Genomic DNA, 22740 nt, shown 5'->3' on the forward strand with positions numbered 1-22740 from the left:
CGAGCGCGGCGAGCTCGCGGTCCTCGAGCGACTGAACGCCGATTGAGACACGGGTCGCACCGGCGGCGCGCGCGGCATCGAGGACCGACGCGGTCAGCGATTCCGGATTCGCCTCGAAGGAAAGCTCCCGAACGGACCCGTCAACGGCGCGCGCCGCGGTACCGATCAGGGATGCGAGGTCGTCTGCTGCGAGCATCGTCGGTGTGCCGCCGCCGACGTACGCCGTGCGCACTGAGGCGATGAGGCCCCGGTCGCGGGCCTCAGCGACCAAGCGCGTGAGGGACGATGCATAGGCTGCCATGAGCGGGTCGCCCGCCCGCGTGGCAGCGGTGGCGAAGTCGCAGTACCGGCAGCGCGAGACGCAGAAGGGAACATGGAGGTAGAGGGCCTCGATCATGTCAGAGCTCCTTATCCGTCGCAGGGTACCGCACGCGTGCGGAACCCCGCCTCACCCCTCAACGGACTCCACATCGGCGCGGATGCCGCGCACCAGCTCGGTGAAATCCTCGTAGGTCTCGCAGCGCACGGCCCTCCCCCGCCACCCGGCGGCATGGGGCATCCCCTTCAGGTACCAGGTGGCGAAGGTCCGCGCGCGACGCATGTGGGCGCCGATCGCCCGGAGCAGGTCGAGGTGCTCCGCCAGGGCGTCAAGCCGCTCCGCCCACCCGTGGGCCGCGGCGCCCCCACCGGCGGTGATCGCACAGGCGTCCTCGAAGATCCACGGGTTCCCGTAGCTCCCGCGCGCGATGAACACGGCCTCCGCGGCGGTGTCCGCGAGCATGCGGGAGGCCGCTTCGGGCGTGAAGACGTCGCCGGATCCGATCACCGGCGCGGACACGCGTGAGGCGACGCGGTCGATGACGCCCCAGTCGGCCGTACCCGCATAGAGCTGGGAGGCGGTGCGCCCGTGCACGGCGATGGCAGCGGCCCCCGCTTGCTCGAGCCGGGCGGCGAGCTCGGGGGCGACCTCGGCGCCCGAACGAAAGGAGCGGCGCATCTTGACGGTCACCGGCACCTCGGCCTCCCGCACGCAGGCGCGCACGATCTCCGCCGCGAGCTCGGGAGCCTCCATGAGGGCCGATCCCTCGCCCTTCGTGATCACCTTCCGCGCCGGACAGGCCATGTTGATGTCGATGAGCGCGAGCTTGGCACCCAGGCGCTCCTGAATGGACGCGACCGCGGCGGAGAACTGCTCGGGTTTGCTGCCGAAGAGCTGGACGGAGAGGTCGGGCTCCTCCTCGGCGGGCAGGAGCAGCTCCCAGGTGCGCTCGCTCGCGAAGGCGAGACCCGCCACGGAGACCATCTCGGAGTAGGCGGAGCGCGCCCCGTGGCGGCGGCACATGATGCGGTAGGCGGGGTCGGTGACCCCGGCCATCGGGGCGAGCATGAAGGGCTGCTCCTGGAAGCGTTCCCGGAGCAGGCTGCTCATCTCTGGCGCTCCCATGGGCTACTCGTCGACCTTCAGGATGGCCAGGAACGCCTCCTGCGGGACCTCGACCGATCCGATCGCCTTCATACGCTTCTTGCCCTCCTTCTGCTTCTCGAGGAGCTTGCGCTTGCGCGAGATATCGCCGCCGTAGCACTTGGCGAGCACGTCCTTGCGGCGGGCCTTGACCGTGCTGCGGGCGATGATCTTGTTGCCGATGGCCCCCTGGATGGGCACCTCGAAGAGCTGACGCGGGATGATCTCCTTGAGCTTGTCGCAGAGCCCGCGGGCGAGCGCGTAGGCCTTGTCCTTGTGGACGATGAAGGAAAGGGCGTCCACCTCGTCGCCGGAGAGCAGGATGTCGAGCTTCACGAGGTCGCTCGCACGGTACTCCGAGAACTCGTAGTCGAGCGAGGCGTAGCCTTTGGTGCGGCTCTTCAGCTGGTCGAAGAAGTCGAGGATGAGCTCGGCGAGCGGCATGTCGAAGTGCATCTCGACCGAGCGCTCGGTGAGGTGGATCATGTCGGTGGTGACGCCGCGGTGCTCGATGGCGAGCTGCATGACCGCCCCGGTGAACTCGGGCGGGCAGATGATCTTCGCCTTGAGGTAGGGCTCCTCGATGTGGTCGATGCGCGTCACATCGGGGAGATCCTGAGGGCTGCGCACGGCGACCATCTCGCCGTCGGTCTTGAAGACGTGGTAGTCGACGCTCGGGCTCGTGGCGATGAGGTCCAGGTTGAACTCGCGCTCCAGGCGCTCCTTCACGACCTCCATGTGGAGCAGTCCGAGGAAGCCCACGCGGAAGCCGAAGCCGAGGGCCGCGGACGTCTCCGGGGACCAGGTGAGGGACGGGTCGTTCACATGCAGCTTGTCCAGGGCGTCACGGAGGTTCTCGTACTCCTTGTTGTCCACCGGGAAGATGCCCGTGTAGACCATCGGCTTGGCCTCGCGGTACCCTGGCAGGGCCTCAGCGCACCGCCGGTCGCGGCCGGTCACGGTGTCGCCGACGCGGACGGCCTCGGGGTCCTTCAGGCCGGTGACGACGAAGCCGACCTCGCCCACGCCGAGCTCGGGCACGAGGGCCTCGGCCGGGCGCTTCACGCCCACGGCGTCGGCGAGGAAACCCTCCCCCGCCTGCATCATCCAGAGCTGGTCGCCTTTTTTGATCGAGCCGTCGAAGACGCGCACCATGGCCACCACGCCGCGATACTCGTCGAAATACGAATCGAGGATCAGGGCCTTAAGCGGGCCGTCGGCATCCCCCTCCGGCGCGGAGACGAGCCCGACGATGGCCTCGAGGAGGTCGTGTATACCCTCGCCGGTCTTGCCCGACACGCAGACGGCGTCGTCGGCGGGGATGGCGAGCTCGTCCTCGATCTCGGTCTTCACCTCCTCGGGATGGGCGCTCGGCAGGTCGATCTTGTTGATGGCCGGCACGATGTCCAGATTCGCGTTCATGGCCAGGTTCGCGTTCGAGACCGTCTGCGCCTCGACGCCCTGGGTGGCGTCCACCACGAGGACGGCGCCCTCGCAGGCGGCGAGCGAGCGCGAGACCTCGTAGGTGAAGTCGACGTGACCCGGGGTGTCGATGAGGTTGAACTGGTAGGTCTCCCCGTCGTCGGCATCGTACATCACGCGCACGGCGTTCGACTTGATCGTGATGCCGCGCTCGCGCTCGATGTCCATGGTATCCAGGAGCTGCGACTCCATGTCGCGCTCCTCGACGGTGCGCGTGAGCGAGAGGATGCGGTCTGAGATGGTGGACTTGCCATGGTCGATATGGGCGACGATGGAGAAGTTCCTGATATGTGAGGTATCAAAGGTAGCCATGGGCGCTATGATAGCGGACACGGCAGCCAGCCGCGAGGGCGTCCTCGTGCGCAAATCGTGGGCACCACGCTGAATCCACAGCAACTCCGGTTGCGAGCAGCGCAAATGGTGGTATACTCTCCGTCTGTTTGACGGAACCGTGTCTCAGAGTCCGGAGCAAACGTATACAGATCGCGAAAGGAAACCAAGAACGTGGCTAACATCAAGTCCCAGAAGAAGCGCATCCGCACCAGCGAGGTGGCCCGCGTCCGCAACAAGGCCATCCGCTCCGAGCTCAAGACGCTGATCAAGCATGTCGGCGCCGCCGTTGAGGCTGGCGACAAGGACGCCGCCAGCGCAGCCGCCACCCGCGCCTACCGCGCGCTCGACAAGGCCGTCGCCAAGGGCGTCATCCACAAGAACCAGGCCGCCAACCGCAAGAGCGGCGTGCAGAACCTGGTGAACTCGCTCTAAGCGACACCGCATACGATATGTGAAGGACCCCGGGTGACCGGGGTCCTTTTTTGGCTGCAAACCCTTGGGATCGACAGGGATGAGCGGTCCTTTGTTCCGCGAATCAAGATGCGTGACGTTTACCCGGCCTCGTGCTTCGTGATCACACCGGCGATCCAGAGCCTGAACGCCAGCGCGGAGTCCCGTGAGCCTTTGAGCGCGAGCTCGAGATCGGCGGCCGCGGTGAGCGCATCGACGAGCTCGGTCATCGAGAAGCGCCGCGCCCATGAGAGATGGTGCTTCACCTGCCATTCCTGGACCTTGAGCCGGCTTGCGAGCTCGCGGCCGGCACCTCGCGCGTCGAGGGACTTGGCGACGATGAGCTCGCGGATGCGCCCCACCACAAGCGCGTAGAGGCGCACCTCGCTTCCCTTGGGCTGGATCTCGAGCAGCTCGAGGGCGCGGGGCAGGTCGCGTGCGGCCACGGCGTCGAGCAGGGCCCAGGGTTTGGCCTCGGCCGTGCGCACCACGAGGCGGCGCACATCATCGACCTCGATCACGGCGGCGTCGACTTGCTGGACGATCCGCTTGAGCTCGTTATCGAGCAGGCGCGTGTTCTCGCCGGCCCGCTCCACGAGCTCTGCGGCGGCGGCCTTGGTCATGCCCCTCCCGTACGACCGCGCCATAGCCACAACCTGATCCGGCAGCTCCCACGCCTTCTTCGGCGCGCAGTCGATGACAGCGCGGGCGCCGAGCCGTGCCACCGCCTTGTAGAGGCGGGTGTTCTTGGCAAGCTTGTCGGCGACGAGGAGGCAGACCGTGGTCGATGAGGGATCCTTGAGGTAGCTGACGAGCGGCTCGGAGACGGCTTTGGCGAGGCGGTCGCAGCCGGAGAGGATGACGAGGCGGAAATCGGTCCTCATGGGCAGGGTGTTCAGGGAGGCGATGATGTCGTCGATGGCGGGATCGCGCGTCATGTCCCGCTCGTCGATGTTGAAGTCAGCCATGCCTGTGCTCTCAAGGCGGTCGCGCAGGCGCTTGATGGCGACGGAGCGTTTGAGCTCGTCGGTCCCGACCACCAGATAGGCGGGAAGCAGATCGGCCATGGTTCCTCCGTTCTCTCGCAGGGGCGCGGCATGCCCGCGGTGCGGGTCCATACTACCCCACTTCACCCCTGCGCCCAGCGGCGACCGGTTCGGACGCCGACCCCGCCGCGCCCGGGCGTGAGGGTGACGTCGCCCGCATCCATCGTGCAGAGGAACCGCGTCCCCGCCTCGGCAAGGGCGTCGGTGCACGCGCGGCTGGGATGTCCGTAGCGATTCCCCTCCCCCGCGCTCGCGACCGCCACCTCAGGCCGCAGGACGCCCAGGACCTCCCCGTCAACCGACACCTTCGATCCGTGGTGACCGACCTTGAGGATGTCGATATCCCCGACGTCACCCATGTAGGCGCGCTCCTCGTCTGCCTCCGTGTCGCCGGTGAGCACGGCTGTGAGGCTCCTCACGCCGTCATCGAACTCCACCGCGAGGCAGAGCGACTCCCCGTTCTCATCGCCCACAACCGACTCCCGAGGCCAGATGACCCGGCATGAGAACCCTCCCACCATGAGGCGGTCGCCGCGGGAGACCTGCGTGATCTCCCGGTTCCAGGCGCGCGCCACCTCGTCCGGGGCCGCCGCAGCCGCATCCGCAGCCACGATGAGCGCATCGGTTGGCACGGAGCGCAGGATGTCCGCGATCCCTCCCCAGTGATCTCGGTCCCAGTGCGTGATGACGATCGCGTCGAGATGGAGGACGTTCTGGCGCGCGAGGGCGCGGGCCGCGCGGTCATCCACGCCCGCATCGACGAGCACGGCCCGTGGACCGTCCCTGATGAGGATGGCATCTGCCTGGCCCACGTCGAGAATGACGAGCTCAGGCGGTGCGGCAAGGCGCCATGTGCCGGCCCAGAGCGCCATCGCAGCCCCCAGGACCAGGCAGCCGAATGCGATGGATTTGGGGTGAAGGCGCCGCCAGCAGACGAAGACGGTGAGGACAGCACCGTAGATGATGAGGGGGACCAGAGGCCCGGGATCGAGGGCGAGGGAGGCATGGGGTATGCGGGCGAGCAGCTCTGCCACCCAGATGGACATGTTCGCGACCCATCCCGGAAGGAGCATCAGCTGAGACGCCGCGGGGATGAGTGCTGCCACGGGAACGGTTAAGAGCCCGATCACGAGCAGGGCGCTCATGAGCGGACCTGCGACGAGATTCGCTACCGGGGCTATCAGGGAGAGGGCCCCGAAAACCGGCAGGGTGATGGACACGGTCATGACCTGGGCGGCGCAGGTGGCCGCAAGTGCGCGGGCAAGAGCGGGCGGGACGTTGAGGATCTCGATGTGATAGGCGATGTAGGGGGCGAGGACATGGATGCCGAGCACGCTTGCGGCCGAGAGCTGAAACCCGAGATCGAAGACGACCCCCGGCTGCTCGGCGACGAGGGCGATGACGGCGATTGACAGGCCGGAGAGGCCGTGGGGCCGCCTCCCCGCCCCACGGGCGACGAGCGAGGCCGCCACCATCACCAGGGAGCGCACCGCCGATGGGGCCCCGCCGGTGAAGAGGACATAGGCCGCCATGAGTGCCACCAGGATGGCCGAGCGTACGATGACGGCCCGCAGGCGCTCGAGCACCCCGGCGGCGAGCGCCGCGACGAGGGCGAGGTGGCCGCCGGATACCGCCACCAGGTGAGACAGGCCCGTTGTCGCGAAGGCGCCGTCGGCCTCGGTCTGTGCAAGCTCGGTCGTGCGCCCGCAGACGACGCCCGCGATCAGCGCGCGGCCGGGTGATGAGGCGGGGTCGATCGCCGCGAGCAACCGTGCGCGCAGGGATGAGACGGGTCCGCCGGCGGAGGTGCGCCCCGTGATGCGGACCGCTTCGACGGCCGCAACCTCCCCGCGCAGGTACCGCGAGCGGGCCCAGGCGTCCTCACCGAGCGGGCGGATACGGGTGATGGCGCGGACGGTCTCGCCACCCTCCAGTTGATCGCCGCTGGTGAGCCGCACCCGGGCAACTTCATTCCCCGCCGCATCGCGCACCTGGGCGGAGGACGCCGACCCGCGGTCTTGGATTCGCGGGTCCCCGTGAACCCGGTAGACAAGCTCCGCCACCTGGGCATCCTCGAGGCGCTGCGCGGCCGCTTCCATCCGCGCCATCCACAGCCCACTTGACACCGAAGCGGTGAGCGCGCCGAGCAGGGACCAGATGACCCATGTCGCCGCGGCCCGACGCCTGTCGCCCACCCCGCGATGCCTGACCACCGCGACCAGGAGCCCTCCCGCAGCGATGGAGCCCGTGAGGAGCGCGGCCGGAAGTGGGGCGGCACTTCCGCCAACACGGGCGTGCCAGGCCAACTCAAGCAAGACGCCCGCGACGACGGTCACGGCGATGGCACCGCCCGCAGCAGGCGGTATGAGCGGCCGAACAGGGAACTCAGGGCCATCGGTCATATCGTGATCCGCGACTTCATCTTCTCGAACCTCTTCTCCCCGATCCCGCTCACGCGCATGAGATCCTCGGCGCTCGAGAAGGGGCCGTGCGCCGCGCGGTCCTCGATGATTGCCTGGGCGGTGGCGGGCCCCACACCCGGCAGGGAGACCAGTTCGTCTGCGGTGGCCGTGTTGATGTTGACCAGTCCGGCGGCAGATGGCGCCGCGGATGCGGATCCGGCTCCCTGCGGGTCACCAGCCTCCGCGGCAGGGACCGCCTCCTCCCCTGCGCGCGGCACGGTCACCTTCGACCCATCGACGAGCGGGGCCGCCTGGTTCACCGTTGCGACGTCGGCATCGGCGGTGAGACCGCCCGCCGCGGCGATGGCGTCCGCCACCCGGGCGCCGGCGACGAGCTCAACCACACCGGGATGCTGGACCGCCCCGCCGACGTCGACCACAAGAGCTTGCCCGGCCCCTTCCGCTCCCCCGGCGTTGGAGTCCATGATCGCCGAACCCGTCGTCAACACGGGTTCCGCTCGCTCGATGAGCTCACCGGACCCCGCGTTCAGCATGCCGGCAAGCATGACGGCCGCCAGCAGGACACCCGCTCCGGTAACAAGCACCGGGTGACTCCGTATCAGGTTTTTGATGGTCCCCAGGACCCTGCTCGATTCACGCGGCATCTGCATCCGATCACCCCTCCCGTCCATCGTCGCCGGAACGACGGGGTGCGCAGGCGTCGGTCTCAAGATTTCAACCGCGGCCTTACAGATGGCTCGCCTTCATCTAACAGGCGAGGTCAAGAGGCTGTTCTGGGTGAGTTTTCAACATGATCGGACCTGTGGAGGCGCGCAGATCCTGCAGGGATACTGAAATAGACGACGCGCGCCCGCGGGAACCCCGAGGGGTCTCCACGGGCGCGCGTCGCTCAAAACGGCCTCGGCGCCAGCGCTGCGATGGGATCGCTCCTATTGGTCCTTCCCCGCGAGAGGCAGCTCACGCGGGGCCAGCTCCGCATGGTGGGCGCGCAGGGACCGCGGGGGTCGGTAGGTCGGCGCGGGGAAGTCGATATACTCGACGGAGTCGACGAGGCCCTGGATCAGCGCCTCGTGATCGAGCAGCTCCCAGGCCTCGTGCACCTCGTCCAAGCGGGCATGGGTCTCAGGCCGCCGCGGCATGAAGAGGGTGCAGCAGTCGGGCGCCGCCTGGATGGAGATCTCATAGGTGCCGATCCGCGCGGCGCGCTCGATGATCTCCTGCTTGTCGCTGCCGATGAGCGGTCGGAAGACCGGGATGTCGACCACCTCGTTCACGGCCATGATGTTCTCGAGCGTCTGGGAGGCCACCTGGCCCAAGCTCTCACCGGTCACGATGGCCTTCGCGCCCTCGATGCGGGCGAGCCGCTCGGTGACGGCGTACATCAGGCGACGGTACATGATCACACGCAGGCTGCTCGGGCACGTCACCGAGACCTCCCGCTGCACATCGCCGAAGGGGACGACGTAGAGCCGGCCCACCTGCACCGCGGGTGCGAGTGCAGCGACGATGTCCTGAACCAGGAACTCGCTCGTGTCGGGCGTCTGCGGGCGGCCCGAGAAGTGCACCGGGACGGTGACGGCGCCGCGCCGTGCGAGCATCCAGGTCGCGACCGGCGAGTCGATGCCCGACGAGAGGAGGGTCATGACCTTGCCGGCGCTTCCCTGCGGGAGCCCGCCCACGCCGCGGATGCTCCGCGCGTAGACGTAAACGCTCCCCTGCACCACGAGCACGTAGACGATGACGTCGACCCCGCGCATCTGCACGCGCTTATCGGGGAAGGCCGCGCAGAGCACCTCGCCCACCTGACGGTTGAGGTCGAGCGAGGAGAGCTCGTAGTCGGTGTTCGATCGGCGGGCGNGCCGAGGCCGTGGCAGGTCAGGAGGTCGGCCCCTGCGAGCGCAGCCGCCCGGGCCGCTCCCTCGACCTGATGCGGGATATCGTGGAATTTAAGGTCGAGGAAGACCCGCATGCCCCGCTCGCGCATGGCCGCCACGATCGAGGGGCCCTCGGCGTAGAAAAGGGTCATGCCGACCTTGATCCAGCGTGCGTGACCGGCAAGCGCGTCCGCGAGCTCGATGGCGCGCGCGCGATCGCAGTCGAGGGCGACCATGATGCGGTCGCGGACGTCGGGGCTCACCATTCGAGGGCCCCCACGAGCTCGTTGATATCCGCGACGCCCTGGCTCTCGGCCCATGCGGTGAGCTCGTCCAGGATGCGGATGGAGGCCGCAGGGTCCACCAGGTTCGCCATGCCAACCGACACGCAGGTGGCGCCCGCGAGGATGAACTCAGCCGCATCCTCGCCGCTCATGATGCCGCCGACCCCGCAGATGGGGATGTTGACGACACGGGCAGCCTCCCAGACCATCCGGACGGCGATCGGATGGCAGAGCGGGCCGGAGAGGCCGCCGGTGGGCTTCGAGAGCTTCGATTGGCGTGTGTTGACGTCGATGGACATGCCCGAGATCGAGTTGATGAGCGTGAGGCCGTCTGCGCCGGCGTCCTCGAGGGCCCGTGCGATCTCGGGAACGCGCACCGGGGCCATCTTGACGAAGAGGGGCCGGTCGGTGACCGCGCGACAGGCGCGCATGACCTCGGCCGCGCCCTCGGGGGTGGAGCCGCAGGCGATGCCGCCGGCGGCGAGGTTCGGGCAGCTCACGTTGNCTCGCCACCCTCCAGTTGATCGCCGCTGGTGAGCCGCACCCGGGCAACTTCATTCCCCGCCGCATCGCGCACCTGGGCGGAGGACGCCGACCCGCGGTCTTGGATTCGCGGGTCCCCGTGAACCCGGTAGACAAGCTCCGCCACCTGGGCATCCTCGAGGCGCTGCGCGGCCGCTTCCATCCGCGCCATCCACAGCCCACTTGACACCGAAGCGGTGAGCGCGCCGAGCAGGGACCAGATGACCCATGTCGCCGCGGCCCGACGCCTGTCGCCCACCCCGCGATGCCTGACCACCGCGACCAGGAGCCCTCCCGCAGCGATGGAGCCCGTGAGGAGCGCGGCCGGAAGTGGGGCGGCACTTCCGCCAACACGGGCGTGCCAGGCCAACTCAAGCAAGACGCCCGCGACGACGGTCACGGCGATGGCACCGCCCGCAGCAGGCGGTATGAGCGGCCGAACAGGGAACTCAGGGCCATCGGTCATATCGTGATCCGCGACTTCATCTTCTCGAACCTCTTCTCCCCGATCCCGCTCACGCGCATGAGATCCTCGGCGCTCGAGAAGGGGCCGTGCGCCGCGCGGTCCTCGATGATTGCCTGGGCGGTGGCGGGCCCCACACCCGGCAGGGAGACCAGTTCGTCTGCGGTGGCCGTGTTGATGTTGACCAGTCCGGCGGCAGATGGCGCCGCGGATGCGGATCCGGCTCCCTGCGGGTCACCAGCCTCCGCGGCAGGGACCGCCTCCTCCCCTGCGCGCGGCACGGTCACCTTCGACCCATCGACGAGCGGGGCCGCCTGGTTCACCGTTGCGACGTCGGCATCGGCGGTGAGACCGCCCGCCGCGGCGATGGCGTCCGCCACCCGGGCGCCGGCGACGAGCTCAACCACACCGGGATGCTGGACCGCCCCGCCGACGTCGACCACAAGAGCTTGCCCGGCCCCTTCCGCTCCCCCGGCGTTGGAGTCCATGATCGCCGAACCCGTCGTCAACACGGGTTCCGCTCGCTCGATGAGCTCACCGGACCCCGCGTTCAGCATGCCGGCAAGCATGACGGCCGCCAGCAGGACACCCGCTCCGGTAACAAGCACCGGGTGACTCCGTATCAGGTTTTTGATGGTCCCCAGGACCCTGCTCGATTCACGCGGCATCTGCATCCGATCACCCCTCCCGTCCATCGTCGCCGGAACGACGGGGTGCGCAGGCGTCGGTCTCAAGATTTCAACCGCGGCCTTACAGATGGCTCGCCTTCATCTAACAGGCGAGGTCAAGAGGCTGTTCTGGGTGAGTTTTCAACATGATCGGACCTGTGGAGGCGCGCAGATCCTGCAGGGATACTGAAATAGACGACGCGCGCCCGCGGGAACCCCGAGGGGTCTCCACGGGCGCGCGTCGCTCAAAACGGCCTCGGCGCCAGCGCTGCGATGGGATCGCTCCTATTGGTCCTTCCCCGCGAGAGGCAGCTCACGCGGGGCCAGCTCCGCATGGTGGGCGCGCAGGGACCGCGGGGGTCGGTAGGTCGGCGCGGGGAAGTCGATATACTCGACGGAGTCGACGAGGCCCTGGATCAGCGCCTCGTGATCGAGCAGCTCCCAGGCCTCGTGCACCTCGTCCAAGCGGGCATGGGTCTCAGGCCGCCGCGGCATGAAGAGGGTGCAGCAGTCGGGCGCCGCCTGGATGGAGATCTCATAGGTGCCGATCCGCGCGGCGCGCTCGATGATCTCCTGCTTGTCGCTGCCGATGAGCGGTCGGAAGACCGGGATGTCGACCACCTCGTTCACGGCCATGATGTTCTCGAGCGTCTGGGAGGCCACCTGGCCCAAGCTCTCACCGGTCACGATGGCCTTCGCGCCCTCGATGCGGGCGAGCCGCTCGGTGACGGCGTACATCAGGCGACGGTACATGATCACACGCAGGCTGCTCGGGCACGTCACCGAGACCTCCCGCTGCACATCGCCGAAGGGGACGACGTAGAGCCGGCCCACCTGCACCGCGGGTGCGAGTGCAGCGACGATGTCCTGAACCAGGAACTCGCTCGTGTCGGGCGTCTGCGGGCGGCCCGAGAAGTGCACCGGGACGGTGACGGCGCCGCGCCGTGCGAGCATCCAGGTCGCGACCGGCGAGTCGATGCCCGACGAGAGGAGGGTCATGACCTTGCCGGCGCTTCCCTGCGGGAGCCCGCCCACGCCGCGGATGCTCCGCGCGTAGACGTAAACGCTCCCCTGCACCACGAGCACGTAGACGATGACGTCGACCCCGCGCATCTGCACGCGCTTATCGGGGAAGGCCGCGCAGAGCACCTCGCCCACCTGACGGTTGAGGTCGAGCGAGGAGAGCTCGTAGTCGGTGTTCGATCGGCGGGCGGGCACCCTGGAGCTCTCGAAGGGAGCCGCCCCCCGCCGCGCCTCCCCACACCCCGCGCCNTCGCCTGCAACCGAGAAGGTCACGAGCACGTAGCCTGAGATGCGGGTCAGGGTCGCCACGGAAAAGGCGGCCAGGGCCGCCTTGAGGTTGTCCATGAGGATGCGCTCGAATCGTGCGCGGTTCTTGCCTTTGAGTCCTATCTCGTGATAGTGCACCAGGCAGACACGGCTCGCCATGGCTTACGCCTTGGCCTCGGCCTTGTGGCCCAGGGCCTCCTCGAACACATCGTGCTCGAACGAGATGTCGCCGTCGACGATCTCATCCATAGCCATGGAGATGGTGTCCTTGCCGGAGAGCGCGACGGTGATGTCGTCCACCTCCTGGACGGCGAGGACGCGGCTGTGCTGCTCGCGCAGCATGCTGTTGATGTCACAGGCGCGCTTGGAGGCGAGGGACGCGAGCAGGAAGCGGTTGTTGTCGGTCTGCTTCAGCAGATCGTCGATGGACGGTTTGACAACTGACATGCGGTTAGCACCTTTCGTAACTGGTGAGTGTCTCGACGAGCTCGTCGGTCGCTCGGGCAAGGTCGTCGTTGACGAGGCGGGCGCCGTAGACGCCTGCCACTTTGAGCTCCTCCTCGGCATCGGCCATGCGGAGCGCGAGGGACTCCTCGGTCTCAGAACCGCGGCCGACGAGGCGCTCGCGCAGGATCTCGAGGGACGGCGGCTCGATGAAGATGAGGACCGCCGATGGGAAGCGCCGCTTGACGGCGAGCGCGCCCTGGACGTCGATCTCGAGAATGAGGGAGCGTCCCGCGTCGAGGTTGCGCTCGACCTCCGAGACCAGGGTCCCGTAGCGATGGTCGTGCACCTGGGCCCACTCGAGGAAGTCACCGTTGTCCACGCGGCGCGTGAACTCGTCATCGGTGAGGAAATGGTAGGTGACGCCGTCGATCTCACCCGCGCGCGGCGCTCTCGTGGTAGCGGAAACCGCCAGGCCCAGGTGCGGGAGACGCTCGCGCACCTGGGCGACGAGGGTTCCCTTCCCTGCTCCTGACGGTCCGGAGATGACGAAGAGCTTGGGGGTTCGAGAGCTCACTTACTTGCTGAGCTGCTCGAGAAGCTGCTCGCGCTGGCGGACGCCGAGACCCTGAACACGGCGGGTGGCGGAGATGCCGAGCTCGTCCATGATCTTGGCGGCCTTGGCCTTGCCGTAGCCGGGGAGCGACTCGATCAGCGTGGAGACCTTCATGCGGGATGCGATGGGGTCGTCGGAGTTCAGCACAGACTCAAGCGTGGTCTCGCCCTTCTTGATCTTCTCGCGAAGCTCGGCGCGGGCGTGACGGGCGGCAGCAGCCTTCTCAAGGGCAGCCTTGCGCTGCTCGTCGGTGAGCTGGGGGAGTGCCATTAGAACCTCCAATGTCGGATGATTACACACACGTAGACGGTTAGAGAAATGCCTGCTAAAGCCACCTCTGAACCCTTAACGCCCACATAGATTAGTCGAACGTACAGCAAAATTCAAGCATGTACCGGGGCTTTTCGTGAGCAGCCCCGCTCCTCCATAGAACATGCGCGAAGTTTCCGCAGCGTACGGCCGTGGTCGGCTAAGCGCCCGCGCTCGGCGCCTCGAGCTCCGCGACGATGGCCTCGAAGGCGGCGACCGGGTCGTCCGCGCCCGTGATGGGTCGTCCGACCACGATATGGCTCGCACCGGCCGCGATCNTGAGTGCCCTGCGACCTGGCAGATCACCTGCGTGCCCTGGGCGGCGAGGTCGGCGAGCCAGGGGCCGGACTCACTCGCGAACGCGCGGACACCCGGGTTCTGGAGGCCGACGGAGTTCATCATGCCGCCGGGCACCTCGGTCATGCGCGGTGCCGGGTTGCCGGCCCAGGGCTCGGCGGCGCAACCCTTCGTGGTGATCGCACCGAGCCGTGACACATCCATGAGCTCCGCGAACTGCCAGCCGTAGCCGAAGGTGCCGCTCGCGGTGTTCACCGGGTTCTTCATCTTCACGCCGCCGAAGTCGACGGCCATCTTCACGTCGCTCACCAGACCACCACCTTGGTCGCATCGAACACCGGGCCGCACATGCAGGCTCCGCGCATGCCGTCAACCGTCTCCACGTTGCAGGTGTTGCACGCTCCGAAGCCGCAGGCCATCATCCGCTCGAGGGAGGCCTCGCAGGCGACGCCCGCCTGGGCGGCGGCGTCGGCGACCTTCTTCATCATGACGCCGGGGCCGCAGGTGGCGACATAGTCGTACCCGCCCTTCTGGAGGAGGAGGGCCGCCGGATCGGTGCAGAAGGCCCGCTCGCCCGCGGAGCCGTCATCCGTGCAGACGTAGATATCACCGGAGGTCATGAAGCGCTCAAGCTCGGGCACGCCCACGAGCTTGCTCGCACTCGCCGCGCCGAGGCAGGCGTCGAAGGGGATGTCCCGCTCGGAGAGGGCCCGCGCGAGGGCGACGATGGGCGGGATGCCGATGCCCCCGCCCGCGAGCAGAGCGCGGCCGCACGCCTCGGGGCCAGCGGGCACCGTCCAGCCATGGCCCCCGGGCCCGAGCAGGGTCGAGGTGTCGCCGACCTCCATGGCGGCTAGCCTCCGGGTCCCGTCGCCGACGACGGCGAACCAGATCTCAACGATGCCGGCGCCGGCGTCCGCACGGGCGTAGCTCAAGGGGACGCGCAGCAGGGACTGGGCGTTACCAGGGACGGCGATGTTCATGAACTGCCCCGGTTTGAGGGCCGCAGCAAGCGCCGGGGCCTCGATGGTGAGCGAGAAAACGCCGTCGGCGATCTCCACGTTCGACACGACGGCGAAATCGTGCATGCGTGCCGGTGAGGGCGTGGGCATGGAACCCCTCCTACTCTATTCGCATGAGCGCCGCCGCCGGTGGTCGCGGCGTCGGCGCACCTTGACTGCCTGTTAGCTTACCGTAAATGCGCGGCGGGGCGCGCGGGGCTGACCTAGCAGACGGAGCCGCCCGCGAGCGTGCGCATGCCGCCGACGAAGACGTCGGTCGCACGGCCGGTCAGGGACTCGCCGTCGAAGCCGCAGTTGTCAGACTTGGACTCGTAGCCGTCCGCCCCGACGGTCCAGGCGAGCTCGGGGTCGAAGACCGTGAGGTCCGCCGTGGCGCCCGCCTCGATACGGACCTCCTCGACGCCGAGGATCCGGCGGGGCGCGATGGACATGAGCTCGACCAGGCGGCCATACCCGATCACACCCGGCTTCACGAGGTGGGTGATCATGAGGGCGAGCGAGGTCTCGAGCCCGGTCATGCCAAAGGGAGCGAAGGCGAACTCGCGCGCCTTTTCCCAGGCCGCGTGCGGGGCGTGGTCGGTCACGATCGCATCGACGGTTCCGTCGGCGACGCCCAGGGCGAGGGCGCGGGCATCCTCGGCGGTGCGCAGCGGCGGGTTCACCTTCATGACCGTCGGGTAGGTGTCATCGATCGCATCCTCGGTCAGGAAGAGGTGATGCGGCGTCGCCTCGCAGGTCACGTCGAGGCCCTCATCCTTCGCGGCGCGCACGAGCGCGAGGCCGCGCGCGGTCGTGATGTGCTGGATGTGCAGGCGGGCACCGGTCAGACGGGCGATCTGGATATCGCGGGCGATCTGGACCTCCTCGCCCTCAGCGGGCCAGCCGAGCATGCCGAGGCGCGTTGAGACGACGCCCTCGTTCACCTGCCCCTCCCCCACCAGGCTGTTGTCCTGGCAGTGGCTCATGAAGACCTTGCCGAACATCTTGCCGTAGTCCATGCAGGTGCGCACCATGCCGGCGTCCTGGATACCGTGGCCGTCATCGGTGAAGGCAACCGCGCCACGGGCGACCATGTCGCCCATCTCGGAGAGCGCCTCCCCCTTGAGGCCGCGGGTCATCGCGCCTGAAGGGTAGACCCGGCAGTGGCCGACCTCGGCGGCGCGGGTCTTCACGTACTGGACGATCGCGCCCGTGTCGGTCACGGGGTCGGTGTTCGGCATCGCGCACACGCCCGTGAAGCCGCCCTTGGCCGCCGCACGGGTGCCGCTCTCGATGTCCTCCTTGTACTCCTGACCCGGATCGCGCAGGTGCACGTGCATGTCCACGAGACCGGGCACCAGGTACTTGCCCGTAAGGTCGATGATCTCGGCGCCCTCAGCGGCGAGGTCTGGGCCCACCTCGGCGATGCGGTCCCCCTCGATGAGGACGTCGGCGACGCCGTCGAGGCCGAGGGCGGGGTCTACGATGTGGGCGGATTTAAGCAGAAAGGCCATTGTCGGCACCTCCAAGGAGCAGGTACAGGGCGGCCATACGCACGCAGATGCCGGCGTAGACCTGGTCGAGGATGACCGAGCGCTCGGGGTGGTCGGCCATGTAGCTGTCGAACTCGACACCGCGGTTGATGGGGCCGGGGTGGCAGATGATGGCGTCCGGGCGCATCAGGTGCTCGCGGCGGCGGGTGAGGCCGTAGAGGTCATGGTACTCGCGGATGCTCGGGAAGGGGGCTCCCTCTAGGCGCTCCATCTGCACGCGGAGCATGTAGACCACATCGAGATCGGGCAGGACGTCGTCCAAGTGGGCGGAGACGTGATCGGCACCGAGGACGTCGGGACGGGCCGGCATGAGTGTCCCGGGTCCCACGAGGGTCACCTCGGCGCCCATGATCTTCAGCGCCGGCACGAGCGAGCCGCAGACGCGGGAGTGGCCGATGTCGCCGACGATGCCGACGCGCAGCCCCTCAAAGCCGCCCTTGCGCTCCCAGATGGAGTAGAGGTCGAGCAGGGCCTGCGTGGGGTGCTGGTGCTTGCCGTCTCCGGCGTCGATGACGGCCGCAGGACTCGCCTGGGAGACCATGTAGGGAGCGCCCGCATGCTTGTCGCGCACGACGATGCAGTCGATCTTGTAGGCGTCGAGCGTCATCACGGTGTCGATGAGGCTCTCACCCTTCACGGTGCTCGTGGAGGAGCCGCCGAAGTTCATCGTGTCGGCGGACAGGCGCTTCTCGGCGAGCTCGAAGGATGAGCGGGTGCGGGTCGAGGGCTCGTTGAACATGTTGACGATGGTCTTGCCCTTGAGCGTCGGGACCTTCTTGATGGCGCGCTCGTTGACCTGGCTGAACGCCTTGGCGGTCTCGAGGATCGTCATGATGTCGGCATCGGAGTACTCGGTGATGTCGATGAGATGCTTGTGGTTGAAGGCCATGGGTTACTCCCCTCCCAGCGGCGCGGAGCCGATACGGGCACCGGGGGCCACATCGGTGATCTCGACGGACGTGCGTCCGTCGGTCTCGCTCATGTACAGGCGGACGTTCTCGCTCCGGGAGGAGGGCACGTTCTTGCCGACGAAATCGGGGCTGATCGGGAGCTCACGGTGACCGCGGTCCACAAGGACGGCGAGCTCGATGCTCCGCGGGCGGCCCATGTCCATGACGGCATCCAGGGCGGCGCGAATGGTGCGGCCGGTGAAAAGGATGTCGTCGACCAGCACGATGCGCTTGCCGTCGACATCCCAGGGGATGTTGGTCGCATGGACCTCAGGCGCGAAGTGCGTGGCGAAGTCATCGCGGTAGAAGCTGATGTCGAGGCTGCCGAGCGGCACCTCCACACCCTCGATCTCGCGGACCAGCTCCGCGAGGTGGCGGGCGAGGATGTCCCCGCGGGTGACGATGCCCACGATCGCGAGGTCCGAGGTGCCCTCGTTCCGCTCGACGATCTCATGGGCGATGCGCGTCAGCGCGCGGTTGACAGCGGTCTCATCCATGATGACCGCCTTGGGGGTTGTCGTGCCCATCGATCTCCTTTCCTGCTCCCTTGGCATCAGTGCGGCGCGGCGGCGCCCCTCGTGCCAAAAAAATAGATGCCCGACCGCGCGTGCGGCTGAGACATCTGCAAGAAGCCGGATGGGGATCCGGATATGGAACCTTGCGGGTATCTCGTACCGACACTTAAAGGTCGAAGGAAGTGTAGCATAGGGCGCGGCGTGGGGCTGCGAGCGTTTTACACGGCACCGAAATTGCAATATGTTGAGCTATGAATAGGTCCTTCCGCAGAGGACTACCTGCTCTTAGAGAAACCGCAGGTGAATGATAGTGCAATATCGGGAACTATGAATAGCGTTGTTCATAACTCGACCAAATAAGCCCTCGATCTATGCAAAGCGCGCAATATTGCAATTCCGACGGCGGAGATCGCACGCATCGGATGCGGAAATCGGGTGCGGAAACGAGACGGCACTCACATACCATTCGCATCGAACTCGCAAAATAAAAAACCCGCCGAAGAGGCGGGTCTGAAAGATCTGGCTCCCCGGGTAGGACTCGAACCTACAACAGCGCGGTTAACAGCCGCGTGCTCTACCATTGAGCTACCGAGGAATTCGGCGTCGCGTGTGCGACGAAGTTAAGTATACGCAAGCCGCGCCACCACGCAAGAGCTTTTTTTCAAAACCTTGGGAGGCGGTCCAGGGTTATACGCAGACGGGACGACCCCGGAGGGACGCCCCATCATAAAGGTGCCGCAGATGCCGTGCACCAAACGCGACGTCACCGCCACCTATGCTTCGATATAAAGCGTGACGAACTTGCAGTGTGTCAGCGGCTTGATGGTCACCTCATGGCCGCTAAACGAGACCTCACCGGAACGACGCTCACGCAGGTCGCACTGGTACGCCGTCCGGATCGGCGATGCGAAACGCAGAACCGCCGTTGCATCACCCTCGTGCAGGCCGTTGAACAACCGAACGATGATGCCGGGCATGGCCGGATCCTCAGCTGCCTTGACCGCCGAGACGATCGCCGTGCCCTCGACCATGAAGAGCGATCCCGTCGCCGCGAGCGTCCCTGTAACCTCAGGCTCCGAGAAGATGAGTCTGCCATTCAGGAACTCAGCGTATTCGTAGAGCTCCATCTCGCCGTCATAAACGCGCGCAAGCTCGGCGACGCCACCTTCGTCGACTGATCCCACAAACGTGCAAAAGCCCAACTTATAGTCCATGGGGCCGAGAAGCTGGGCCTCCGGCGTCTCAATCGTTCGCTCGCCCGATGCCCGCCCAGGGCGGAAGAGCAGGTTCTCACGGCCCATGAAGCCGTAGGAGCGGAACAGCGTGAGCCGGATGACGCCCTTCTCCTGGCCGATGATCTCATACTCACGCACGCCTAGAGGAAGGACGGCGAGACCGCGCTCGCCATCTGACAGGGCGACATAGCTCTGCGTGGGCTCGATGGAGATGGGCGGCTCCTGCCAACTCTCGGCATTCTGCCGCCAATTTGCCGGCAGGTTCGCCTCCGCCCCTTCGTCCACCGGTTCCCCTGCCGCCGCGGCAAGCGACGCCTCATACAATGCCATGGAGCGCGCATGCACGTTGTCGCGCGTGATCGCGCCAAACTGCTGATCGGCGAAATTCACGCGCGTGGCCATCAGCGCGTCGAACAAGATGCAGAGACGATGGGAGCCTACAGGATTGTCAACGTGCACGTTCACGTCGATTGCGCGGCTCGCGCGGCGCAATCCGACCGTCAGCGTCACGGGCATCTCCGTTGAGCGGATACCCTCCGCCCGCTCCTGCAGCGTCGCAGGGACCTTCATGCGAATCGCGATCGTTGCGCGCTGGTAGATATCGGAACCCTCAAAAGCCACCTCGGCTGGGCTCGCATCCGAGCGCACGACAAGATCATCGCGCGGGGGCGAGTAGTTGAACGAATCCCCATCGTCTCCGTTCTCCTCGAGCACGGCCTGGTGATCGTAGATGGTGCCCGACTCTTTGTCGAGAACGCGAAGCGAGCCGTCGGGGTTGACCGACACCGTATAGAACTCGTTCTCCAGCACGGAGTCGCGACCCCGTGGGGTGAACGCGGAGGCAGAGCTTCCTCCGGGAGCCATCCGGTACTGCGCGTAGCCCATTGCGGGCACCCCATGCGCCTCAAGCGCCACCGTCGCCTCGATCACACGATCGGGCAGGTAGATGTCCTTACTCGGATTTAAGCGAATGGTTTGGGAAAGCACGTAGTCCGTGAGGTCACGGCTTTTCAAGATGGAGTAGGCGACGGGCTTCCCGGCCGCGTCGACGATTGAGAAGGGGCCGCCTGGCAGATACAGCTTCTTGATGATGACGCCATCCTGCTCTTTCGGATAGGGGTTGAGCACCGTGAACGTCATAGGGGCCCCACCCGCCTCCACGTTCGTGGCGATCAGGCGACTGTGCAGCTCGACCAGCGACGTTGCGATATCGCTCGCCTGCTTGTAGCGCATACGCACGTCGGCATTCGCCGTGTCGGATATGCATGATCCGATCGAATCGTGAGCGGCGTTCTCAAAGAGGAGTTTCCAGATGCTTTCAACGGCTCCATGGGGGTACTCGTTGCCGAGGCTGCTTGAGAGCGTGAGCAGCGGTTCCATCACATTCGCGACATAATTCTGAACGCGCGTGTTGAGCGCTTTCAAATCCGAGCGCGACGACCAGATACTCCGGTGGATCCTCATGTGCTTTGCGGTGAGCAGTTCCCCGGAGATTTCCTCGAGCGCGATGCCGTCACGCTTGATGGCGTCCTTTGTCGCTGCGATGTAGGCGGGAAGGCTGCTCATACAGTACGTGTTCTCAGGAGCGCGCGACGCCTGCTCCTCCACGAGATCTGGGAGGTTCGCACGTACCGGGGCCTGATCGAAACCGCAGGGGAAATACACGTTCTTCGTCGCATGCCGCGGGGCGATCTTATCCAGGACCTGGTTATGCCACCACGTTCGTGCCTCTTCCGCATCCTCGGGAACATTGCCCCCGATGTAGTACCCGGTGGGCATCTGTGTTGCGAACACCGTTGACCCATCATCGCCTCGCCAGGTGAAATTGAGCTTGTCAACTTCGTCATTGGAGACACCGCGCCAGAACAGGGCGTCCTCGATGCCGGCTTGCCGATAGATCTGGGGCATGTTTGCAGCTTGGCCGAATGAGTCGGGCATGTACCCCACGTTCATATAGGGGCCGAATTCCTCGCATCTCCGCATGCCGTAGAACAGGTTGCGCGCGATGCTCTCGCCTGAGATGATCATCTGATCGGTCTGCGTGTACCAAGGGCCGATAATGAGACGGCCCTCCCCGACAAGGTTTCGGATACGCCCCTCATCGCCAGGTCGCCATGCCAGGTAATCATCGAGCAACGAGGCCTGACCGTCGAGCATCCATGTCTTGAAGGCCGGGTTGGCCTCTAGGACGTCGAGGACGTCCGCCAAATCCTTCATCAGATAGACTTTGGAGCGTGAGGTGGTGAAATACCACTCCCGGTCCCAATGGGAATGCGGGACCACGTGAATCGTCTTACCCATCTGTCCTCCTTTACTCATGTGCGCGCCATGTCGCGAACGACAGGCATAAGAAAAGCGCCCCAGATGCAGATAGCCTGACCGGGGCGCTTTGATGAGATACGAGCTACTCGAAGGAGATCTCGATATCGTCGATATCAACCGATTCGCTCTCCCCATCCTCGGCGACGTTGAAGTCGACGAGCAACGGGGCGACGATCCCGATGAAGAGCGCACCGACCAAGAAACCCACGATATAGCCCCACGGGTTGTTCATGGTGATGAAGCCGTACATGCCGCCCAGCGGGCTGATGCTCGCCGTGGTCCCCAGCAGCGCGCAGACACCGGCGCCAAGGGCGGAGCCGATCACGTTCACAGGAATGAGGCGCAAGGGGCTCACCAGGGTGAAGGGGATGGCACCCTCGGTGATTCCGACGAAGCCCATGGCCCAGTTGCCCTTGGCAGATTCGAGCATCTCCTCAGAGAACCGGCTCTTGCGGATCAGGGAGGCGATCGCATATCCCAGGGGCGGAATCACGATGGCGACATTGGTGTACACGCAGGGGGTGTAGATACCCTCGGTAAGGAGCACGTTCGTTGCCATCCAAGCGGCCTTGTTGACCGGACCGCCCATATCGAAGCCGATCATGGCGCCCAGGATGATCGCCATGGTCACGCGGGAACCGTCGGCAGCGCACATGGCTTTCAGCCACTCGACGATGGACGTGTTGATGAAACCGAGGGGGCCTGCGAGAGCGGTGCCGATCAGCGCAACCGCACCGGTGGCAATCAGGGGCAGCACCACGATGGGCATGATCGCCTGCAGCGATTCAGGCACCTTGATGGTTCGCACAGCCCATTTGACCAGGTAGCCAGCGATAAATGCATAAATGACCGCTCCGAGGAAGCCCGCGTAGGTGCTTGTGGCGATCGCACCTGCCACGAAACCAGCTCCGATCGCAGGCTTATCTGCGATCGAGTATGCGATGAATGCAGCGAGTACGGTGTTAACCAAGCCTATACCCGTCCAACCGACCTGCTGGACGTTGTACATGAAGCCCCAGAACCCCGTGAGGTCCTCCGTGAGCGAGGTCACCCCGAAGGCAAGCCCGATGATCTGCGGGAGAGCAACCACGAGCGACGAGCCGATGATAAGCGGCAGCATATAGCCGATGCCGGTCATCAGATGGCCCCTCGCCTCCAGAAGAAACTTCTTCATCCTTCTTCTCCTTCCTTGGGCGCTGCG

At 66.3% G+C, this 22740-nt stretch carries 18 protein-coding genes, 1 tRNA gene and 5 pseudogenes; 1 reads left to right on the plus strand and 23 read right to left on the minus strand.

What is annotated here, in order from left to right; all coding sequences use genetic code 11:
• From CAP13_RS04760 to lepA, 3 genes are all read right to left on the minus strand, one after another.
• Positions 1-397, minus strand: a 397-nt coding sequence (locus tag CAP13_RS04760; protein ID WP_143764911.1) for a radical SAM protein, incomplete at its 3' end; no start/stop codon positions are given.
• A gap of 51 nt (positions 398-448) precedes the next feature.
• Positions 449-1444: a tRNA dihydrouridine synthase gene (locus CAP13_RS04765; protein ID WP_085830454.1), complete on the minus strand. Its 996-nt coding sequence runs from the start codon at positions 1442-1444 to the stop codon at positions 449-451.
• Positions 1445-1447: 3 nt separating this feature from the next.
• Positions 1448-3256 carry a translation elongation factor 4 gene (gene lepA, locus CAP13_RS04770; RefSeq protein WP_085830758.1) on the minus strand — a complete coding sequence of 603 codons (1809 nt, stop codon included), beginning with the start codon at positions 3254-3256 and terminating at the stop codon, positions 1448-1450.
• A gap of 192 nt (positions 3257-3448) precedes the next feature.
• On the opposite strand from lepA, the gene rpsT reads away from it, so the two are divergent.
• The gene (rpsT, locus tag CAP13_RS04775) at positions 3449-3709 is read left to right on the plus strand and encodes a 30S ribosomal protein S20 (protein WP_085830455.1); all 261 of its coding nucleotides are present in this window, start codon (positions 3449-3451) and stop codon (positions 3707-3709) included.
• Positions 3710-3828: 119 nt separating this feature from the next.
• Here the strand turns inward: rpsT and holA are convergent, their stop codons facing one another.
• The 20 genes and pseudogenes from holA to CAP13_RS04875 all read right to left on the minus strand — a co-directional run bounded on the left by holA (position 3829) and on the right by CAP13_RS04875 (position 22713).
• Positions 3829-4794, minus strand: coding sequence for a DNA polymerase III subunit delta (gene holA / locus CAP13_RS04780; protein ID WP_085830456.1), 966 nt, complete (start codon positions 4792-4794; stop codon positions 3829-3831).
• A 62-nt stretch (positions 4795-4856) separates the two neighbouring features.
• A complete protein-coding gene (locus CAP13_RS04785) occupies positions 4857-7175 on the minus strand; it encodes a DNA internalization-related competence protein ComEC/Rec2 (RefSeq protein ID WP_085830457.1) in 2319 nt (772 codons plus the stop codon).
• Entirely contained in the window at positions 7172-7867 is a 696-nt protein-coding gene (locus tag CAP13_RS04790) for a ComEA family DNA-binding protein (protein WP_085830458.1), read from the minus strand. Before CAP13_RS04790 ends, CAP13_RS04785 begins: the two co-directional genes overlap by 4 nt.
• A gap of 258 nt (positions 7868-8125) precedes the next feature.
• Positions 8126-9052: pseudogene (locus tag CAP13_RS04795) on the minus strand (tRNA sulfurtransferase); the annotation flags it as partial.
• Positions 9046-9336: pseudogene (locus CAP13_RS04800) on the minus strand (orotidine 5'-phosphate decarboxylase / HUMPS family protein); the annotation flags it as partial. The pseudogenes CAP13_RS04800 and CAP13_RS04795, both read right to left, overlap by 7 nt.
• Positions 9330-9869: pseudogene (locus tag CAP13_RS04805) on the minus strand (beta/alpha barrel domain-containing protein); the annotation flags it as partial. The pseudogenes CAP13_RS04800 and CAP13_RS04805, both read right to left, overlap by 7 nt.
• Positions 9870-10338: 469 nt before the next feature.
• On the minus strand, positions 10339-11034 hold the full coding sequence (locus CAP13_RS04815; protein ID WP_085830458.1) for a ComEA family DNA-binding protein: 696 nt from the start codon (positions 11032-11034) through the stop codon (positions 10339-10341).
• Between the two features lie 258 nt (positions 11035-11292).
• The gene (thiI, locus tag CAP13_RS04820; RefSeq protein WP_085830460.1) at positions 11293-12456 is read right to left on the minus strand and encodes a tRNA uracil 4-sulfurtransferase ThiI; all 1164 of its coding nucleotides are present in this window, start codon (positions 12454-12456) and stop codon (positions 11293-11295) included.
• Between the two features lie 3 nt (positions 12457-12459).
• A complete protein-coding gene (locus CAP13_RS04825) occupies positions 12460-12744 on the minus strand; it encodes a DNA-directed RNA polymerase subunit omega (protein WP_085830461.1) in 285 nt (94 codons plus the stop codon).
• 4 nt (positions 12745-12748) lie between these two features.
• Entirely contained in the window at positions 12749-13318 is a 570-nt protein-coding gene (gene gmk / locus CAP13_RS04830) for a guanylate kinase (RefSeq protein ID WP_085830462.1), read from the minus strand.
• Positions 13319-13627 (minus strand): integration host factor, actinobacterial type, encoded by a 309-nt coding sequence (mihF, locus tag CAP13_RS04835; RefSeq protein ID WP_085830463.1) that lies wholly within the window; start codon positions 13625-13627, stop codon positions 13319-13321.
• Positions 13628-13826: 199 nt separating this feature from the next.
• Positions 13827-13943, minus strand: a pseudogene (locus tag CAP13_RS09680) (hypothetical protein); the annotation flags it as partial.
• Positions 13922-14257, minus strand: a pseudogene (locus CAP13_RS04840) (dihydroorotate dehydrogenase); the annotation flags it as partial. The pseudogenes CAP13_RS04840 and CAP13_RS09680, both read right to left, overlap by 22 nt.
• A gap of 11 nt (positions 14258-14268) precedes the next feature.
• A complete protein-coding gene (locus tag CAP13_RS04845; protein WP_245798909.1) occupies positions 14269-15075 on the minus strand; it encodes a dihydroorotate dehydrogenase electron transfer subunit in 807 nt (268 codons plus the stop codon).
• A gap of 113 nt (positions 15076-15188) precedes the next feature.
• Entirely contained in the window at positions 15189-16478 is a 1290-nt protein-coding gene (locus CAP13_RS04850) for a dihydroorotase (RefSeq protein ID WP_085830464.1), read from the minus strand.
• The gene (locus CAP13_RS04855) at positions 16462-17406 is read right to left on the minus strand and encodes an aspartate carbamoyltransferase catalytic subunit (RefSeq protein ID WP_085830465.1); all 945 of its coding nucleotides are present in this window, start codon (positions 17404-17406) and stop codon (positions 16462-16464) included. The genes CAP13_RS04850 and CAP13_RS04855 overlap by 17 nt, the downstream gene beginning before the upstream one ends.
• A gap of 3 nt (positions 17407-17409) precedes the next feature.
• Entirely contained in the window at positions 17410-17994 is a 585-nt protein-coding gene (gene pyrR / locus CAP13_RS04860; RefSeq protein ID WP_085830466.1) for a bifunctional pyr operon transcriptional regulator/uracil phosphoribosyltransferase PyrR, read from the minus strand.
• Positions 17995-18502: 508 nt separating this feature from the next.
• Positions 18503-18577 (minus strand) — tRNA-Asn (locus CAP13_RS04865).
• Between the two features lie 178 nt (positions 18578-18755).
• Positions 18756-21518, minus strand: coding sequence for a glycoside hydrolase family 38 N-terminal domain-containing protein (locus CAP13_RS04870; protein WP_085830467.1), 2763 nt, complete (start codon positions 21516-21518; stop codon positions 18756-18758).
• Between the two features lie 103 nt (positions 21519-21621).
• A complete protein-coding gene (locus tag CAP13_RS04875; protein WP_085830468.1) occupies positions 21622-22713 on the minus strand; it encodes a PTS fructose transporter subunit IIC in 1092 nt (363 codons plus the stop codon).
• Positions 22714-22740: the final 27 nt, after the last annotated feature.

It is taken from the genome of Collinsella vaginalis (assembly GCF_900176655.1).
GTDB classification, from domain to species: domain Bacteria; phylum Actinomycetota; class Coriobacteriia; order Coriobacteriales; family Coriobacteriaceae; genus Collinsella; species Collinsella vaginalis.

Excerpts from the sequence above, each read along its gene's own strand:
- CAP13_RS04765 (WP_085830454.1), bottom strand. The coding sequence starts at position 1,444 with ATGGGAGCGCCAGAGATGAGCAGCCTGCTCCGGGAACGCTTCCAGGAG.
- lepA (WP_085830758.1), bottom strand. The coding sequence starts at position 3,256 with ATGGCTACCTTTGATACCTCACATATCAGGAACTTCTCCATCGTCGCC.
- holA (WP_085830456.1), bottom strand. The coding sequence starts at position 4,794 with ATGGCCGATCTGCTTCCCGCCTATCTGGTGGTCGGGACCGACGAGCTC.
- CAP13_RS04785 (WP_085830457.1), bottom strand. The coding sequence starts at position 7,175 with ATGACCGATGGCCCTGAGTTCCCTGTTCGGCCGCTCATACCGCCTGCT.
- CAP13_RS04790 (WP_085830458.1), bottom strand. The coding sequence starts at position 7,867 with ATGGACGGGAGGGGTGATCGGATGCAGATGCCGCGTGAATCGAGCAGG.
- CAP13_RS04815 (WP_085830458.1), bottom strand. The coding sequence starts at position 11,034 with ATGGACGGGAGGGGTGATCGGATGCAGATGCCGCGTGAATCGAGCAGG.
- CAP13_RS04825 (WP_085830461.1), bottom strand. The coding sequence starts at position 12,744 with ATGTCAGTTGTCAAACCGTCCATCGACGATCTGCTGAAGCAGACCGAC.
- mihF (WP_085830463.1), bottom strand. The coding sequence starts at position 13,627 with ATGGCACTCCCCCAGCTCACCGACGAGCAGCGCAAGGCTGCCCTTGAG.
- CAP13_RS04845 (WP_245798909.1), bottom strand. The coding sequence starts at position 15,075 with ATGCCCACGCCCTCACCGGCACGCATGCACGATTTCGCCGTCGTGTCG.
- CAP13_RS04850 (WP_085830464.1), bottom strand. The coding sequence starts at position 16,478 with ATGGCCTTTCTGCTTAAATCCGCCCACATCGTAGACCCCGCCCTCGGC.
- CAP13_RS04855 (WP_085830465.1), bottom strand. The coding sequence starts at position 17,406 with ATGGCCTTCAACCACAAGCATCTCATCGACATCACCGAGTACTCCGAT.
- pyrR (WP_085830466.1), bottom strand. The coding sequence starts at position 17,994 with ATGGGCACGACAACCCCCAAGGCGGTCATCATGGATGAGACCGCTGTC.
- CAP13_RS04870 (WP_085830467.1), bottom strand. The coding sequence starts at position 21,518 with ATGGGTAAGACGATTCACGTGGTCCCGCATTCCCATTGGGACCGGGAG.
- CAP13_RS04875 (WP_085830468.1), bottom strand. The coding sequence starts at position 22,713 with ATGAAGAAGTTTCTTCTGGAGGCGAGGGGCCATCTGATGACCGGCATC.